A 15,184-nucleotide genomic window follows, 5' to 3' on the forward strand; every position below is an offset into this window, starting at 1 on the left:
TGGTCAGCTCTCTCCTGGCCGGCATCGGCATCCCGCTCTCCTCGTGGTCGAGGACAGGGATGCCGCGGTTGCTGACCCGCGGGGATGATCCGTCGCCGATATCGGCTACCGAATGGCCGCCTTCATCTCGGAATGGTGGCCGACATCAAATCGGAACGCTGGCCGGCTTCGGTCGGAATCGGCAGGTTGGGCGCGACTGGAAAGGTGTGACCACTGTCCGTGGTCCGCCGGAAGCGCCGCGGCTGGCGGCCCGCGCCGCCGGCCGGCCGCCACACCCTGCTCACGCAGTTCGTGGGTCATGCGCGGGCTACTGTGCGTCTCGTGCGAGAGCGTAAAGGCGGTCCGGCCTCGGCACGGCAGCACGAAATCCTCGCGCTGCCGTGCCGAGGCCGGACGGTTCTTCCAGGCAAAGTAGCCGCTCGGACTGACATCGAGGACCTTGCACTGGCGCGCGACCGGGAAGTCCTTCTTCGCCGCGTCGATGAGGCGGAACCTCATCGACTTCCCTCCTTGGCGAAACGTATGGGCCGCCCCGTCCGCAATTGGCTCTGGATCCGCTGGTCTGAGCAGTCTGCATAAACGTATCCGGCCTTCCGGGCGCGCCGTTGGCCAAGATGGAGATCCGCGCGTTCAGGGCCTCATAAAAAGTTCGGCGTCGTACGCCATTTTCGCCAGGAGGCTGCCGGAACACCGGTCGACTGTCAGGCCATCTTCCTCTCACCGCTCGCAGACATCGGAAGGTCGGCGCACGTCTCGCCGGCCGAATTTAATTAAACAGCGACGGCGATCGCCTCGTAGGTGCGTCCGTGACGCAGCAGGGCCCACACAACGCGCGCCAGCTTGGCTGCCAGCGCGACGACCGCTGTGTTGATGTGCGCCCGCGACAGCAGCCCGCGCAACCACTGACCGAGACGCGTCTCGCTCTGCCGCAGCGTCGGCAGCGCAGCCCGTGCACCCTGGATCAACGACTTGCGCAGGTATTTGCTGCCGCGTTTGGTGATGCCGGCAAGTTTGGGCCGGCCCCCGGTCGTCAACTGCCGGGGCACGAGGCCGAGCCAAGCTGCAAGGTCACGCCCCCGTGCAAAGGTAGCGACATCGCCGATGGCCGCCACGAGAGCCGTGGCGTTGAGTGCGCCGATCCCGGGGATCGTAGTCAGCCGACGCGCGTGTTCGTCCGATCGAGCCGTTTCGGCAAACTCGGCATCCAGCGCGGCGATGCGCTTGTCGAGATCCTGCCAGCGCTCCCGCACTTCGGCGACGAGAACGCGCATGCGTGCTGAAAGCGCAGGCACGGCGGCCTCATCCATCAGAGAGGCAAGACAAGCTGCGAGCTTCGCACGACCTTGCGGCACGATGTGGCCACGCTCCAGGAGAACAGCACGGATCTGGTTCATCAGCGCCGTTCGCTCGCCGACGAGTTGGTCGCGCACCCGGTGCAGGGTCTGCATGTCGAGCTGGGCCTGCGACTTGAGGGTGACGAATCGCATGGTCGGCCGGGTCGCCGCCTCGGCGATGGCCTCGGCATCCCGGTCATCGTTCTTCTGCGCCTTGACGTAAGGCCGGACATACTCGGGCGACATCAGCCGAACGGTGTGACCCTGAGCCGCCAACGTGCGACCCATGTGATGAGCACCGCAACACGCCTCCATGGCGACTACGCAGGCGGGTAGTTTCTCTCCGAAGGCAAGCACCGTCTCACGACGCATGCGTCGCCGCAGCACGACGCGGCCGTCGAGATCCAGCCCGACCACGCTGCAGCTGTTCTTGCCCGAATCGATACCGAGAACCGCGATGCTCATCGTCTTGCTCCATCCCTCGTGTCGGCGGCACTACAAAACTAGCAGTGCCGCTCGGTGAGGGGCGGGCCATCCATAAAAAGCCGTGGCCCGCTTCAGGATCTCCCGTTCCTGGCGCAGAACCTCGTTCTCACGGCGCAGGCGCTTGAGTTCGGCGGCCATGTCCTCCTGCCGATCGGCCGGCGGATGGTCCATCTCCCGCTCACGGCCGGCCGTCGATCCAGTTGCGCAGCGCCGAGAGCACGACGTCGAGATCGGCGGCGACCTCCCGGCGGGACCGTCCACTCATCAGGGCCAGTCACACCGCCTCAACACGAAACCCGGGGTAAAGGTCTGCTTCCGGTTTGCCATCGGAACCCTCCTCCTTCAGGAAAAGAGCTCTCCACTTTCTCGAGGCAATTCTAGAAACATTCTGTACTGGTAAAGAGATGATCACCAGCCCGGGTGACGCACCCGATGGCACAACCTGCCGAGGAATAGTCAGCAGCTCCTGCCTTGTCATGCAGCCCGTGCCATCCGCGCCATCGAGAGCGTTCCAGGCCATTGCGGCAGAAGTGTGAAAGCGATGAAAGTTCAAGGGAGCAAAGAAAACGCGGGCAGGATTGTTATATGGCTTCCGCAACGATATGCGCAAACCCGGCAATGGGTGGCCGGTGACGTGCCGTACCTTATGAGCCCTTTCCAATCAGCCGAGGCCGCGCCCTCGTTTCAGTCTGACGAGCCTTCTCGGGAGACGTCGCCATGTCCCGACCTTCGATCCAGATCCACCCGATGATCCTGTGCGGAGGGACGGGGACGCGGCTGTGGCCGGCGTCGCGGGAGAGCATGCCCAAGCAGTTCGCCCGGCTGGTCGACGCCGAGCGCTCGACCTTCCAGGCGACGCTGGCGCGCGTGTCGGACGCCACCGTCTTCGCGACGCCCACCGTCATCGCCTCGGCCGAGGCCCGCTTCATCGTCGCCGAGCAGCGCGACCAGCTCGGTCTCTCCGCCGACATCCTGCTCGAGCCGCAGGGCCGCGACTCCGCCGCCGCCGTGGCGGTCGCAGCCCTGCACACCGCCGCCAGCGACCCGCAGGCCGTGGTGCTGATCATGGCCGCCGACCACGTCGTGCCCGACACGGCGGCCTTCGTGGACGCCGTGCAGCGCGCGGCCGCCGGGGCGCGCGCCGGCTACACGATGACGCTCGGCATCGAGCCCGACCGGCCGGCCACCGATTACGGCTACATCCGCCGCGGCGAGCCGATCGCCGAAGCCCCGGGCGCGGCCCGCGTCGCCCGCTTCGTCGAGAAGCCCGACCGGGCCGGCGCCGAGGCGCTGATCACCGACGGCGCCCTGTGGAACTCGGGCTACTTCCTGTTCCGCGCCGACCTGATGCTGGCCGAGCTGGAAGCGTTCGTCCCCGAGGTGCTGGCGGCCGCGCGCGCGGCCCTGGAGGCGGCGGTGACCGACCTCGACTTCGTGCGCCTCGACGCGGCGGCCTTCGCCCAGGCGCCGAAGATCTCGATCGACTACGCGGTCATGGAGCGGACCGCCCGGGCCGGCGTGCTGCCGGTGTCGTTCGCGTGGTCGGATGTCGGCACCTGGGACGCGGTCTGGCAGGTGCTGGACCACGACGAGGCCGGCAACGCCGTGCGCGGCCGGGTGTCGCTGATCGGCACGAAGAACAGCCTCGTGCACAGCCAGGGCGAGGGCCTGACCGCGGTGGTGGGCCTGGAGGACGTGGTGGTGGTCTCGACCCCCGACGCGGTGCTGGTCGCCTCCAAGGCGCATTCGGGCCAGGTGAAGGAGCTGGTCGGCGCGCTGCGGGCCCGCGGGGAGCCGGAGGCGGACGCGCATCTGCGGATGTACCGGCCCTGGGGCTGGTACCAGCGGATCGACATCGGCGAGCGCTTCCAGGTGAAGCGGATCCAGGTTGTGCCGGGCGGGCGGCTGTCGCTGCAGAAGCACTACCACCGGGCGGAGCACTGGGTGGTGGTGCGCGGCACCGCCGAGGTGACGATCGACGAGCGGGTGGTGCTGGTCCACGAGAACGAGGCGGTCTACCTGCCGATCGGGTCGATGCACCGGCTGGCCAACCCGGGCAAGATCCCGCTGGAGCTGATCGAGGTCCAGGTCGGCTCCTACACCGGCGAGGACGACATCATCCGCGTCGAGGACATCTACGGACGCTGAATATCCAAAACACCGCAAAACAGGAAAAAAGAATGCTTAATCGAGTCTTCGCACCCAAAAATCCGCTAAGCTCTAATAAAACGAACAAAGGCTCTACTGTAGTTGGACATGTAGACTCTTATGACCGCGGGGAAGTTAAGGGTTGGGTCTACAATAACTCAGCCCAAGATGAGAATTGCACAGTAGTTATTTATTACAAAAATCAGCTGCTCGCGCGAGCCATTGCAAACATTGGCCGTCCGGACGTTTTGCAAGCTGGTCACTCAACAGCTAATTGCGGATTTTCAATTTCAATCCCAAAAATTTTCGGAAGAGCGATTCCGGAAGTCCGGGTTTATGAAGAAAAAACTGGCGTAGAATTGAAAGGGAGCCCGATTTCAAGCGCAAACACAGCCAGCACAAATCATATTTTTGATTTATCCGACTTAGTGTATTACCTTGCGCATCATGACAATCCATCTGGCATCCAGCGAGTAGTGCTTTCGACGATCTCATCTTTGATAGAGCTGGACGAGAAAAAAGACCACGAAGTGCGATTTGCCTACTTTAATAATGAGAGTCTAAATTTTAGGGAAATACCGTACTCCAGTTTTTTGCAGCTTTTGAGTGATTTAAAAGCATCAATCGGAGATCGTGTGCTACCTATCGGCAGAGGAGACGTCGATAATCTTCTGAAAGCACTCGGCGCCTCATCACAACCCATCGCCTCCGGCCCGAACTCGACGATTGTTATGCTTGGAGCCGCCTGGGTGTTCCCAGAGTACTTCACAGCGGTCAGAAATCATAAGCAAAAGGGGGGCAAATTCTGCTGCTTGATACACGACCTGATACCCATCAAAATGCCGAGCATGTGCGACAAAGGCACAGCTGAAATATTCAAGTTTTTCATCAGAAGAGTCTGTCTGTTTGCGGACGTGATCTTCACAGTCTCAGCATATACAGCGAAGGATCTCGAGGAATTCATCACGAAACAGAGCCTGCCTCATCGCGAAATCATTGTACTACAGAACGGCGACGGCTTCTCAGGAGACGATATCACGGCGAATGTTCCGGATTACTCCCTCCCGCAACAACCATATGTGCTTTACGTTTCCACAATCGAAGGGCGAAAAAACCACCGAATACTTCTCGACGTATGGCAGACACTGCGGGCAGAGAGCGTAGACGTGCCTCAGCTGGTCTTCGTAGGGCGAGTCGGATGGCGTGTCGAATCTTTAATCGAACAAATGCATGAATCAAATATGCTCGACGGAAAACTCCGAATTATGAGCAACGTCACGGACGCACAACTTTTCGATTTATATAAAAATTGCTTATTTACAGTGTACCCCAGCTTGTACGAAGGATGGGGGCTGCCAGTTAGTGAAAGCTTATCTCTTGGGAAAGTGTGTGTTGCTTCGAATAGAACGTCTATTCCTGAGGTTGCTAGAGGAGCCGCGATACTGTTCGACCCAGACAATGCAGAAGAACTTCTTGCGATAGTCAAAGACCTTTGCACAAAGAAGGGGAAGCTTCAAGAACAAGAGGCGTCGCTCAGACAAAAATTCACGCCTATCACGTGGAATGATGTTGCAACTCGCCTGATCGTCGGCCTAAACCGGGCAGCAGAACTAACCCCAGATAATATTTTCACGGCTGACCTTAATACCGAATATACATTCCGAACTCTAACATACTTAGATTCCAACGTAGCGCATGGCCATGAAGTTGACCGGCATGCCCGATCTTTCTCTAGCCCTATCCTGACGGACCGGCCGATCGGGATAGACAATTATATAAAATCAGATCTCTTAATGGGCGGAACGGGGTGGTACCGTAGAGAGAATTGGGGTCGTTGGTCAAAATTTAACACCGACAATCGCCTTCTCTTCCGGATTAGTCATGATGATGCTGTTATCGTATACATAAAGGCTGTAATAAATGCCCAAATTGTTCCAGCCAATATTACTGCCTCTGTTAACGGTCAAACCAACAAGATTTTTTCTTGCGGCAAAGGAGATCTTCTACTGGCAGTCCCTGCAAGAGGGCCTGTCATAGATATTGAGCTTAACATTTCAGGCGAAGCGCCAAAACTCGATGGCGACACAAGAATGCTTGGAATTGGATACAAATCGCTCATCGTTGTAAAAAGAAATGATCTCGAGGAACGAATGAACATACTTGAAGTAAGCGCGCTGCAGTAGCAGCATAGGTATCTTCAGCTCGGTCGGCGATCTCACGGGACCTATTTTCATTCTGTGCCGATCGTCCGCCGAGCTGTGTTTAACGATGCTGGCGTTACGTTTCTCGGCACCAACCCTGTCCATAGCGCCTTTGTTATCGAGCCGCCAGAGGTGTCAAATAGAGATGCTTAAAAGTGCCCATGAGCAACTTATAAGTCGCTAAGATATATTTTAAATCTTCATATCGAGGCATTGTATATAATTTGAGATAGCAGAGATTTGCATCGTCGGTCGTCGACATATATTAGGTAGCACTATTTTATTATTTAGAAAATTGAAATAAGCCTGTTTGGCCTGTGATCTGCAGATGAGTTTGTCGTGGAGGCAAGCAGCCCGCCATCGTCCATAACAAATGCCTAGGCGGCGGCAGCATGCCAATTACGTCAGAAGCGTTCCACGATCGAACGATGGCGTCCCAGGTGTTCACTGCTTTCGCACTGCACTGAGAGATGTGCGGTGTGGTGCTGTGTGGCCGGTGCTCACGCCGAGATCGGATATGATCCCAGTCCTGATTCTCGTAGAGCCTTTTCGATCTACGCCGCGGGAGACCAAGCCCCCGATGTGTAGGGCGTGGCAGTCTGTAGAGCGTCGCTGCCAGAATGCGACTGTCGTAGGGAATGGTCACAGTGAACGTTGGGCCGAGCGACGCGCTTCTAGCGTATGGGATGAGATGGCCCTTCGTACCCGGCTTGCCCCGATCCGTCGGGTTCGGCCCCATTGCTTCGCCCCTTTTAGCGGGCTATCTAGCTTGTCGAGAGCAGACCGCGATGAGCCGAGTGCATTTGCATTCTAAAGCCGCTCAAGCATCACGCGGTGAAGACAATCCCAGCATATCGGAATCCGGCAGCGACATGCGAGGTGTTGAGTCACGCCCGGCCGACCCGCAAAACGCGATCCCTCCGATATCTGCACCGGTAACCGACCTCCGCCCAGAGTATTAGCATCGTCGGGTCGTCGGAGTCTCACCAACTCGGAACACGACACTTCCGTGAAGCTTCACCACCCTTGCTCCCACATGCTCTGCCCTTCCGGAACCGGCCAAAAGGAATTTAGACCTATTGCCGTGACCTCGCTTTGTATGTGATACGCTGTTTCATGGGCGGCATTCGTTTTCAAGCATGATTTTGTGGGCGGCCAGCTCATATTTGAATAAGCACGAACTCTTTTCCTTGCAACTCCCTCTTATGTAGATATCGAGTCTGATGAAACGATGCGAGCACCGAACATCTTAATTTCTGGATCCATTGCGCACGTCGATCAACGGATTGCTGTCCTTAGGATTTCGATGAATGGATCCGGTGCAATACCGCTTAAAATTATGGAGCCTGAGGCTGTCGACCTTGTTGCTTGGTCGTTCGTTGGATTTTCTGAGCGGGAAATTATGGACCCTAGCTGCATTCTCGTTCTGGGTTGTCGGGATAGTGGCGCTTTTGATAATTTATCTTCCGTTTCGGTCTGCACACACGTTGGCGATCGATGCGTTACTTTAACGTCAGGACCGACGCCCCTTTCGCGTGATGAGGCGTCCGTCGTTGCAGAGACCGTTACATCCTCTCTGGATCCGAATTGGCTAGAGCATTTTAGTGCCCTAATCCCGCTCTTAAGCGCGGGGCTGGACACAATTTTGGCGGACAGCATGTCGAGTGCGCTGAGCATCAGGCGCAGCGAGTCCGCTGACGCTTGGCTGATAAACGGAATCGATTTCATTCCGAACTGCGTGATCGTGCGATCAATGGCTGGTTACACCTGCAGCTCTATCACCTCTATTCGGTTCGATGCTCATAAAAGAGCCGCCATAACGCTCACAGCTAGCCTTCCGCTGGACACGCAGTCCATCAACGGAGCCATCCTGAGCGGGCAAGGCCGATACGCGGTAGCTCGTGTCGCCGGGGCGATGTGAGCGTATGGCGACCCAGCAGAAGCCGACCGTTCTGATTGTAGCACCGATGCCAGCGGCACCGGTGAGCGCGGGCAATCGACGGCGGCTCGTAGCGACCTCTGAAGCTCTTCGGCGCGGCGGCTTCGCAATCGATTTGGCCTATTTCCAGCATGAAGACCAGATATATCGTCGCTTTGGACAACACCCCCCGACGGATTCAGCTGCGATGGCCGCAGCGTTCGATCGTGTTTTTCAGATACCCGCTGCGACAACGGTCCCGTTAAAGACGTGGACCGAAGGCTTTAGGATTGACGACTGGTGCCCACCTGAAGTTATAGAGTTCGTTGAATGGTATTTCGGTTTAAATCCGGACACTTGCGCCATCGTTGTAAATTATGTCTTCTTGTCGAGATGTCTTGAGTCAGTGCCGGACGGCGTTCTACGAATTATCGACACACATGACCGTTTCGCAGACAGGCACTTGCAATATCGGCCTTTCCGCGCCGAGCCGAATTTCTTCTACACGGACCGCGCGTCGGAAGCCGTCGGCCTGTCACGCGCGGACATGATCGTCGCGATCCAGTCGGTAGAGGCGGACTATTTCCGCGGCCTCGTCGATCGCGCCGTGTACCTGCTTCCGCCGGTCTTCGCCGAACCCGCGAAGTTTCGCGCACCCGGCCGGCTGGCCCGGTTCGGCTTCATCGGCCACGGGAACGATCCCAATCTCTTCTCGATCAGCAAGTTCGCCCACGGCTGGGCGGCGTCCTGGCGGCCGGACCTGCCCGTTCTCGTCATCGCCGGCGAGATCTGCGGGAGCCTGAACGGGCTGGACCTACCCGGCGTCCAGCTGGCCGGATATGTCGACGCAGTAGAAACTTTCTACGCGGGCGTCGACGCGGTGGTCGCGCCGATGCTGATGGGAAGCGGTCTGAAGATGAAGGTCGCTGAAGCGCTGTCGCTGGGTCGGCCGGTGATCGGCACACGAATCGCGTTCGAGGGGTTCGACACCGATCATCCCGCTCACCGATTGGACGGCGTTGCCGACACCGTCGCGGCGATCCGGCGCCTGCACGACGATCCAGACGGCCTCGGGATACTCACCGCGGCCTGCGCGGATCTGCTCGCGCGCTACAACGCCAAGGCCACGACCTGCGAGGCGGCGTGGCTGAACGCGATTCCGCGCCGTTCCGCGCGAGCTGCCGGTTCGCTCGCTGCGCGCGCGCCGGACGTGTCGACCACCGTCGGGGCGGGGATCATCGTGCGGGAGGAACGCTCCCTGCGCTCCCTGCCAACCGCGGACGAGGACGGCGGGATCCTCGTGGCGACTGAGAAACCCTCGCCCGCGACCGCCCGTGAAGCCGGCTACCCGTCGGAGCGGCGGCGCTGGTTCGTGAGCCCGGAGCCGGACGGGAGCCGGCAATCTGCGGGCGCGCTGCCGGCGCTGCACGAAGGTCCGGTCAGCCTCTCCCCGGAATGGATCCACCGCCGGTCACTTCCGCGGCCGGCCCGGGAGGCGATCGCCGGCTCTCTCGGCGATGCCCAGGCCGACTGGACGGCGGACGGTTGCCTGATCGGGTACGAGGCCGATGGGCTGACGGTGGTCTCGCGCGTCCCGAGCTTCCTCGTCGCGCGGTCGCGGCCGACCGCGGCCTTCCTCCTCGGGGACGGCGAGACGGCACGGGAGTTGCGGCTGACCAGCACCGCGGCGCTGGCGCGCGCGCCCAGCCTCGCCTTCGCCGCGACTCGAGGCGCGCTGACACCTGTGCCCGCCAGTCTCACCTTCGAGCCGCTGGAGATCGACGGATCCGCCTCGCCGATCCCGGCAGCGGGCAAGACGCCGTCCCGGCCGAAGGCGGTGCTGTTTCTCAGCGATGACCTCGTGGGCCTGATCCGCTTCGCTCCGGCGCGCAACACCCGCCTTGAAGTCCAGTGATGAATAAAATCGAGGCGGTTGATCCACATTACGGGAGGCTCGCCGCGATCGCGGAGGCGCACCTCATCGGCAACGCCATCGCGCGCAACGGCCTCCGGATCGCCTTCCCTCCGGTCGCGGCGCCGGTCGTCTCGATCGTTATCGTGTCGCTCAATGCCAGCGATCTGCTGACGCTGACGCTCTATCGCCTTGCCACGCAACAGGCATTCGCGGGCGCGTCGTTCGAGCTGATCGTCGTCGACAACGCCTCCGACGCGAAAACCCAGAATGTGCTCGACCTGCTCGACGGGGCCACGGTCATCCGCAACGCGGAGAATGTCGGTTACGGCCCGGCGTGCAACCAGGGTGCCGCAGCAGCCCGCGGGCGCTACCTCCTCTTCCTCAACCCCGATGTGGAGCTGATGCCCGGCGCGATCGGCGCCCTGGTGTCCCCGTTCTCGGACGCGACCGTCGGCATCGTCGGAGCCCACTTGGTGTTTCCCGGGGGGTATCTGCAGGAGAGCGGCGCGTTCTTCCGCGACGATGCGCAGATTACCCATCCCTACGGCCGCGGGAACGCGAACCCGCTCTTGGCGGAGAGCACGTTTCAGCGCGAAGTCGGCTACGTCTCGGGTGCCGTGCTCATGGTCGAGCGCGCGCTCTTCGAACATCTGGGCGGCTTCGACGACCTCTTTGCCCCGGCCTATTTCGAGGACACGGACCTGTGCGTCCGCTGCCATCAGGCAGGGCGGCGCGTCGTCTACCAGCCGCGAGCGAGTGCGATCCATTTCGAGAATGCCACGACGCCGGTTCGCGCCGACGTCGAGGCGCTGATCGATCGCAACCGGGTCCGCTTCCTTGAGCGGCACCGGTCATGGCTGTTCCCGCATGCGGGACCGCGTTTCGGTGATCGCACCCACAATGCCTGGGCGCTCAAGGTGCTCTACGTCGACGACGGGGTGCCCCACATCGACCTCGGCGCGGGCATGCCGCGGGCGAACTTCATCGTCGCCACCATGGCTCGGCTCGGCTATCAGGTGACCGTGTATCCGGTCTACCGCGCGGACCCGGAGATCGCGCAGCGGTACCGCGACCTGCCTGACACCGTCGAGATCCTGGATGCCGAGGAGGGGATGGGACTCGCGCGGCTGATTGACGAGCGGCAGGAGCACTACGACGTGCTCTGGGTCAGTCGCCCGCACAACATCGATCTGGTCTGCCAGATTTTCCAGAACCGCGACATGGCGCTGCGCGATTTCGCGAGGAGCCGCGTCATCTTCGATTCGGAAGCCCTGTTCTGTCTGCGCGACTTTATGGAGGGGACCCTGCAGGACGGGTACGGATTCGGCGCGCGCTTGGCGGCCTCCGCACGCCGGGAGACCCGCAACTTCGCGCAGGCGGACCATGTCGTCTGCGTCTCGGAGGCGGAGGCGCGCCTGCTACAGTACTATGGCGTGACCAACACGGCGGTGCTCGGCCACGCCTTCGCGCCGCAGGCAGAGATCACCGTCGATCTCGGCAGCCGCAGCGGCTTCGTCTTTATCGGGTCGCTGGAACACGAGAATTCGCCGAACGTCGACTCACTGATCTGGTTCCTCGAGACCGTCTGGCCGGACGTGCATCGCGCCCTGCCATGCGTGCCGTTCACTATCATCGGACAGGTCGCCCCAGATCTGCGCGCACGCCTGTCGGCACCAAACGTCACCGTGATGGGCCGGGTCCCGGACCCGACTCCGCTCCTCGACCGGGCGCGCGTCTTCGTCGCCCCCACCCGCTTCGCTGCCGGTATGCCCCACAAGGTCCACGCCGCCGTCGCGCAGGGGCTCCCGTGTCTGGTCACCCCGATCCTCGCGGAACAGCTCGGCTGGCCCGAGGGCTCCGGATACCTGACGCGGGACTGGCGCGACCCAAAAGCCTTCATCGCCGGGCTGATCCGGCTCCATGAGGATGCGGAGACCTGGCGGCGGCTGCAGCGCGCTGGGCTGGCGCAGGTGGCGCAGGATTGTTCACCCGTGGCCTACGCGGAGAAGCTCCGGTCCCTGTGCGAGGCACCGGTCTTCGCATGAGCCAGCCATCCTTGAAGCGGGCCGCGATCCGGACGCTCTCGCGCGTGGTTCGGCGCGTTGTCATAGGGCGCGTGCCGGGATTGTTCGACACGGCCTACTATCTGAAGCACAACGGCGACGTCGCGGCCTCGGGCATCGATCCTTACCTCCACTATGTCTGGCGCGGCGCCGCCGAGAACCGCGATCCCGCCGAGGACTTCGACACGGCCTTCTTCCGCAACCAGAGCGGCAAGACCCGCCTCGACCCAGTGCGGCACTACCTGCGGTTCGGTTCCGCCGCCGGGCTTGATCCGCATCCCGGGTTCAGCAGCACCTCCTACCTGATCCGGTACCCCGACGTGACGGCCTCGGGCGTCAACCCGCTGCTGCATTACCGGACGAATGGTCGGCGCGAGGGCCGGGTGGCCCAGCCGTCGGCGGCCAAGACCATGAACATCTCGGCCCTGCGCTCGGTGCCGTCCCGGCACCTGCGCAGTCTGCCGGAGGACGGTCGTCCCTTCTCGATGACGCTGCTGCGCGCGTTCCCGGCCGGTGACACGTTCGAGTCGGTGAAGCGCTACTGCTTCCTTCTCAAGCTGACCCATGACGAGATCGCGCTGCTCGTGAACGCGTTCGACACGATGCCCACCAGCGGCCACACCGCGATCACGCTGGAGGTCTCGGCCGACACGGACGCGCGGGGCGAGGCGGAGCCCCATGACGCACGACCGAAACTCGATACGGTGCTCTTCGCCTTTGAGCACTGCTACGTGGCCGCACAGGGCGACAGCCTCCGGATCCGGTACGCCGAACTCCGGCTCTGGGATCTGCGCGAACAGGAGGCCCGGGTCGCGGAGATTTTTCCGGCCGGTGCCGTGGAATTCCGTATCTAATGCGCTCACTACCAAGGATTAGCCGAGCCAAGCTTCCGGGATAATTTCCGTCGCTGCCGGGCGTGATTATCGCCAATCACATTCCCGGCTTACGAGCAGGATTGCAGGCTCTACTTGTCGTTCCCGTTGTCCGCCGTGCGGCCAATTCGACAGTTTGAATAGCTTATCGCGGCAATAAAAAATATACAGGCGCAATGCTCTAGAGACGAGTCAAATAATCCAAGCATTACCTTTCGGGCCCGAAACTTGTCGGCATAGTAAATTTACACATACGTCAAACTCAAAGACTCGCATGTCCACGAACGACATACCCTCAGGACTCTGGTCGTCCGTCACGGGCCGATCAGAGGCACGGCGAGCGCGAGGGGGGTCTCAACGGCCGGCGTACTCCGCGGCGACGAGCCTGCGCAGCCCCGCTTCGAGAGCGATGCGCGGCCGCCAGCTGGTCCGGTCGAGGAAGCGCGTCGAGTCGAGCATCTTGTAGGCCGCGCCTTGGAACGAGCCGGGCGGGCTCACGAGGGGCACGGACCAGTCCAGGGCGGCCAAGGCGGCCCGCGCCACCGCCTCGACGGTGACGGGCGTATTGGCGGCGCAGTTGAGGATCTCGTTGTCGAACGCCCGATCGGCCGCCAGGATCGCGTCGATCTGGTCGTCGACGTACAGCACCTCACGGACGGTCTGCGGGTTACCCCAGACCTCGAACTGTTGCGCGCCCGCCGCCTTCTCCCGCACGGCGCGGTCGAGCAGGGCGCCGATGAAGTGGCTGCGATCGGAGGCCTTGTTGTCGTGCGGTCCGTACAGGGTCGCCAGCACGCAGTGCAGGAAGGTCAGGCCGTACTGGTGCGCGTAGGCCGCCGAGCCCGTCGCCAGGACCTGCTTGGCGAGGGCGTAGCCGATCACCGACGGGTGCGTGGGTCCCTGCCCGAACCGCGCCTCGGGGAGCGGCTCCGCCGATTCCGGATAGGTGCAGGACGAGCCCGTGGAGACGAGCTTGGCCTGCGGCTGGAACAGCCGCCACGCCTGGAGGACGTTCAGGTGGATCCGGGCGTTGATCGCCAGGAGTTCGCCCTGGATGTCGTACTGCACCGCGCCGGTGCGCTGGCGGGTCACCACGTGGAAGATCCGGCCGGCCAGGGGTGCCGCGCGCAGCGCCCGCTCGACATTCGCCCAGTCGGAGAGGTCGCCCGCGGCGCGTCCGATCCCGACGACCTCGCGGCCCTCGGCCCGGAGCCGCGGGACGAGGTTGCGCCCGAGGAAGCCGTCCGCCCCGATGACGATGTCGCGCTCAGGCCCCGGCATGCTGAGCCCCCTCGCGATAGGTCTCGCGATACCACGCGATCGTCGGCTGCAGCCCGTCCGCGAGTCCCGTGAAGCTCGACATTCCGAAGCGCTCGCGCAGCCGCCGGTTGGTCGAGCGGCGGGCGAGCACGCCGTGGGTCGCCGTGTCAGGGGCGTGCACAGGCCGGTCCTCCCCGGCCACCTCCAGGATGGTTCGGGCGAGGTCGAGCAGGGTCGTGGTCTCGCCGCGGCAGAGGTTGAGCGCGTCGCTCGTCTCCCGCATCTCCAGGGAGCGGGCGAACACGTCGACGACGTCGCCGACGTAGATGAAGTCGCGCTCGACCAGCGGGTTGCCCTTGATCTCGAAGCGCTCTCCCGGTGCCAGCGCGCGCATCACGAAGGCCGGCAGAACGTGCGCCTTGCGCGGATCCGTCGAGTCGTGGGGACCGTAGGGGTTGCTCAGGCGGAAGCTGAGCGTGTGGATGCCGTAGCGCTCGGCGTGGAGGTCGGCGATCACCTCGGACCAGCGCTTCGACCAGGCGTAGAAGGCCTCGTTCCGGTTGGGCGGCGCGTTGAGGTCGACAGCCTGCGCGTCGTCGAGGGGATCGCAGGCCGCCGGGTAGACCGCGACGCTCGAGGCCGCGCGCACCTCGCGGATGCCCTTCGTCAGGCAGAACCGGTAGAGGCGGTTGGCGATCTCGGCGTTGCCGGTGAGCAGGTCGCTCTGCGCCGTCTCGAACTTGTCGGCGTCGTAGCGCTGCGCGGCGACGTTGACGACGATCGCGTCGGCGGGAACCGACAGTGCCTCCAGGGCGTCGAAGCGCACGGCCTCGGTCGCCCCCGGCACCGACTGGCCGGAAGGGCTGACCGCGATCAGCCGCGGCACGCGGCCGGCGAGATGCGCGACAAGGTTGCGGCCGACGAAGCCGGACGCACCGACGACGACGACCGTGTCGGGCAACGCGGACAAGGGGAGGGCGGCCACGC

The 15,184-nt window shown here is 62.4% G+C and carries 8 protein-coding genes and 2 pseudogenes; 5 read left to right on the forward strand and 5 right to left on the reverse strand.

From position 1 onward, the window contains the following. Positions 1-185 precede the first annotated feature (185 nt). The 3 genes and pseudogenes from J3A75_RS10105 to J3A75_RS10115 all read right to left on the reverse strand — a co-directional run. Positions 186-519: pseudogene (locus tag J3A75_RS10105) on the reverse strand (IS3 family transposase); the annotation flags it as partial. Between the two features lie 251 nt (positions 520-770). Then, positions 771-1,799, reverse strand: coding sequence for an IS110 family transposase (locus tag J3A75_RS10110; RefSeq protein WP_209650134.1), 1,029 nt, complete (start codon positions 1,797-1,799; stop codon positions 771-773). Positions 1,800-1,871: 72 nt separating this feature from the next. Next, positions 1,872-2,147: pseudogene (locus J3A75_RS10115) on the reverse strand (transposase); the annotation flags it as partial. A 390-nt stretch (positions 2,148-2,537) separates the two neighbouring features. Between J3A75_RS10115 and J3A75_RS10120 the strand changes: the two are divergent. From J3A75_RS10120 to J3A75_RS10140, 5 genes are all read left to right on the forward strand, one after another. Then, on the forward strand, positions 2,538-3,968 hold the full coding sequence (locus tag J3A75_RS10120; RefSeq protein WP_209650135.1) for a mannose-1-phosphate guanylyltransferase/mannose-6-phosphate isomerase: 1,431 nt from the start codon (positions 2,538-2,540) through the stop codon (positions 3,966-3,968). Positions 3,969-4,000: 32 nt separating this feature from the next. Next, complete coding sequence (locus J3A75_RS10125) at positions 4,001-6,151, forward strand: glycosyltransferase family 1 protein (RefSeq protein ID WP_209650136.1); 2,151 nt, start codon at positions 4,001-4,003, stop codon at positions 6,149-6,151. Between the two features lie 2,144 nt (positions 6,152-8,295). After that, entirely contained in the window at positions 8,296-10,002 is a 1,707-nt protein-coding gene (locus J3A75_RS10130; RefSeq protein WP_245364338.1) for a glycosyltransferase family 4 protein, read from the forward strand. Further along, positions 10,002-12,047, forward strand: a complete 2,046-nt coding sequence (locus tag J3A75_RS10135; protein ID WP_091928260.1) for a glycosyltransferase — start codon at positions 10,002-10,004, stop codon at positions 12,045-12,047. The genes J3A75_RS10130 and J3A75_RS10135 overlap by 1 nt, the downstream gene beginning before the upstream one ends. Continuing rightward, positions 12,044-12,919 (forward strand): hypothetical protein, encoded by an 876-nt coding sequence (locus J3A75_RS10140; RefSeq protein ID WP_209650137.1) that lies wholly within the window; start codon positions 12,044-12,046, stop codon positions 12,917-12,919. The genes J3A75_RS10135 and J3A75_RS10140 overlap by 4 nt, the downstream gene beginning before the upstream one ends. A gap of 372 nt (positions 12,920-13,291) precedes the next feature. Here the strand turns inward: J3A75_RS10140 and J3A75_RS10145 are convergent, their stop codons facing one another. After that, positions 13,292-14,218, reverse strand: coding sequence for an NAD-dependent epimerase/dehydratase family protein (locus tag J3A75_RS10145; protein WP_209650138.1), 927 nt, complete (start codon positions 14,216-14,218; stop codon positions 13,292-13,294). Then, entirely contained in the window at positions 14,205-15,182 is a 978-nt protein-coding gene (locus tag J3A75_RS10150; protein WP_209650139.1) for an NAD(P)-dependent oxidoreductase, read from the reverse strand. The genes J3A75_RS10145 and J3A75_RS10150 overlap by 14 nt, the downstream gene beginning before the upstream one ends. Between the last annotated feature and the right edge of the window lie 2 nt (positions 15,183-15,184).

Source organism: Methylobacterium sp. PvP105 (assembly GCF_017876975.1).
GTDB classification, from domain to species: Bacteria; Pseudomonadota; Alphaproteobacteria; order Rhizobiales; family Beijerinckiaceae; genus Methylobacterium; species Methylobacterium radiotolerans.

Excerpts from the sequence above, each read along its gene's own strand:
- J3A75_RS10145 (WP_209650138.1), bottom strand. The coding sequence starts at position 14,218 with ATGCCGGGGCCTGAGCGCGACATCGTCATCGGGGCGGACGGCTTCCTC.
- J3A75_RS10125 (WP_209650136.1), top strand. The coding sequence starts at position 4,001 with ATGCTTAATCGAGTCTTCGCACCCAAAAATCCGCTAAGCTCTAATAAA.
- J3A75_RS10120 (WP_209650135.1), top strand. The coding sequence starts at position 2,538 with ATGTCCCGACCTTCGATCCAGATCCACCCGATGATCCTGTGCGGAGGG.
- J3A75_RS10140 (WP_209650137.1), top strand. The coding sequence starts at position 12,044 with ATGAGCCAGCCATCCTTGAAGCGGGCCGCGATCCGGACGCTCTCGCGC.
- J3A75_RS10130 (WP_245364338.1), top strand. The coding sequence starts at position 8,296 with ATGGCCGCAGCGTTCGATCGTGTTTTTCAGATACCCGCTGCGACAACG.
- J3A75_RS10110 (WP_209650134.1), bottom strand. The coding sequence starts at position 1,799 with ATGAGCATCGCGGTTCTCGGTATCGATTCGGGCAAGAACAGCTGCAGC.
- J3A75_RS10135 (WP_091928260.1), top strand. The coding sequence starts at position 10,002 with ATGAATAAAATCGAGGCGGTTGATCCACATTACGGGAGGCTCGCCGCG.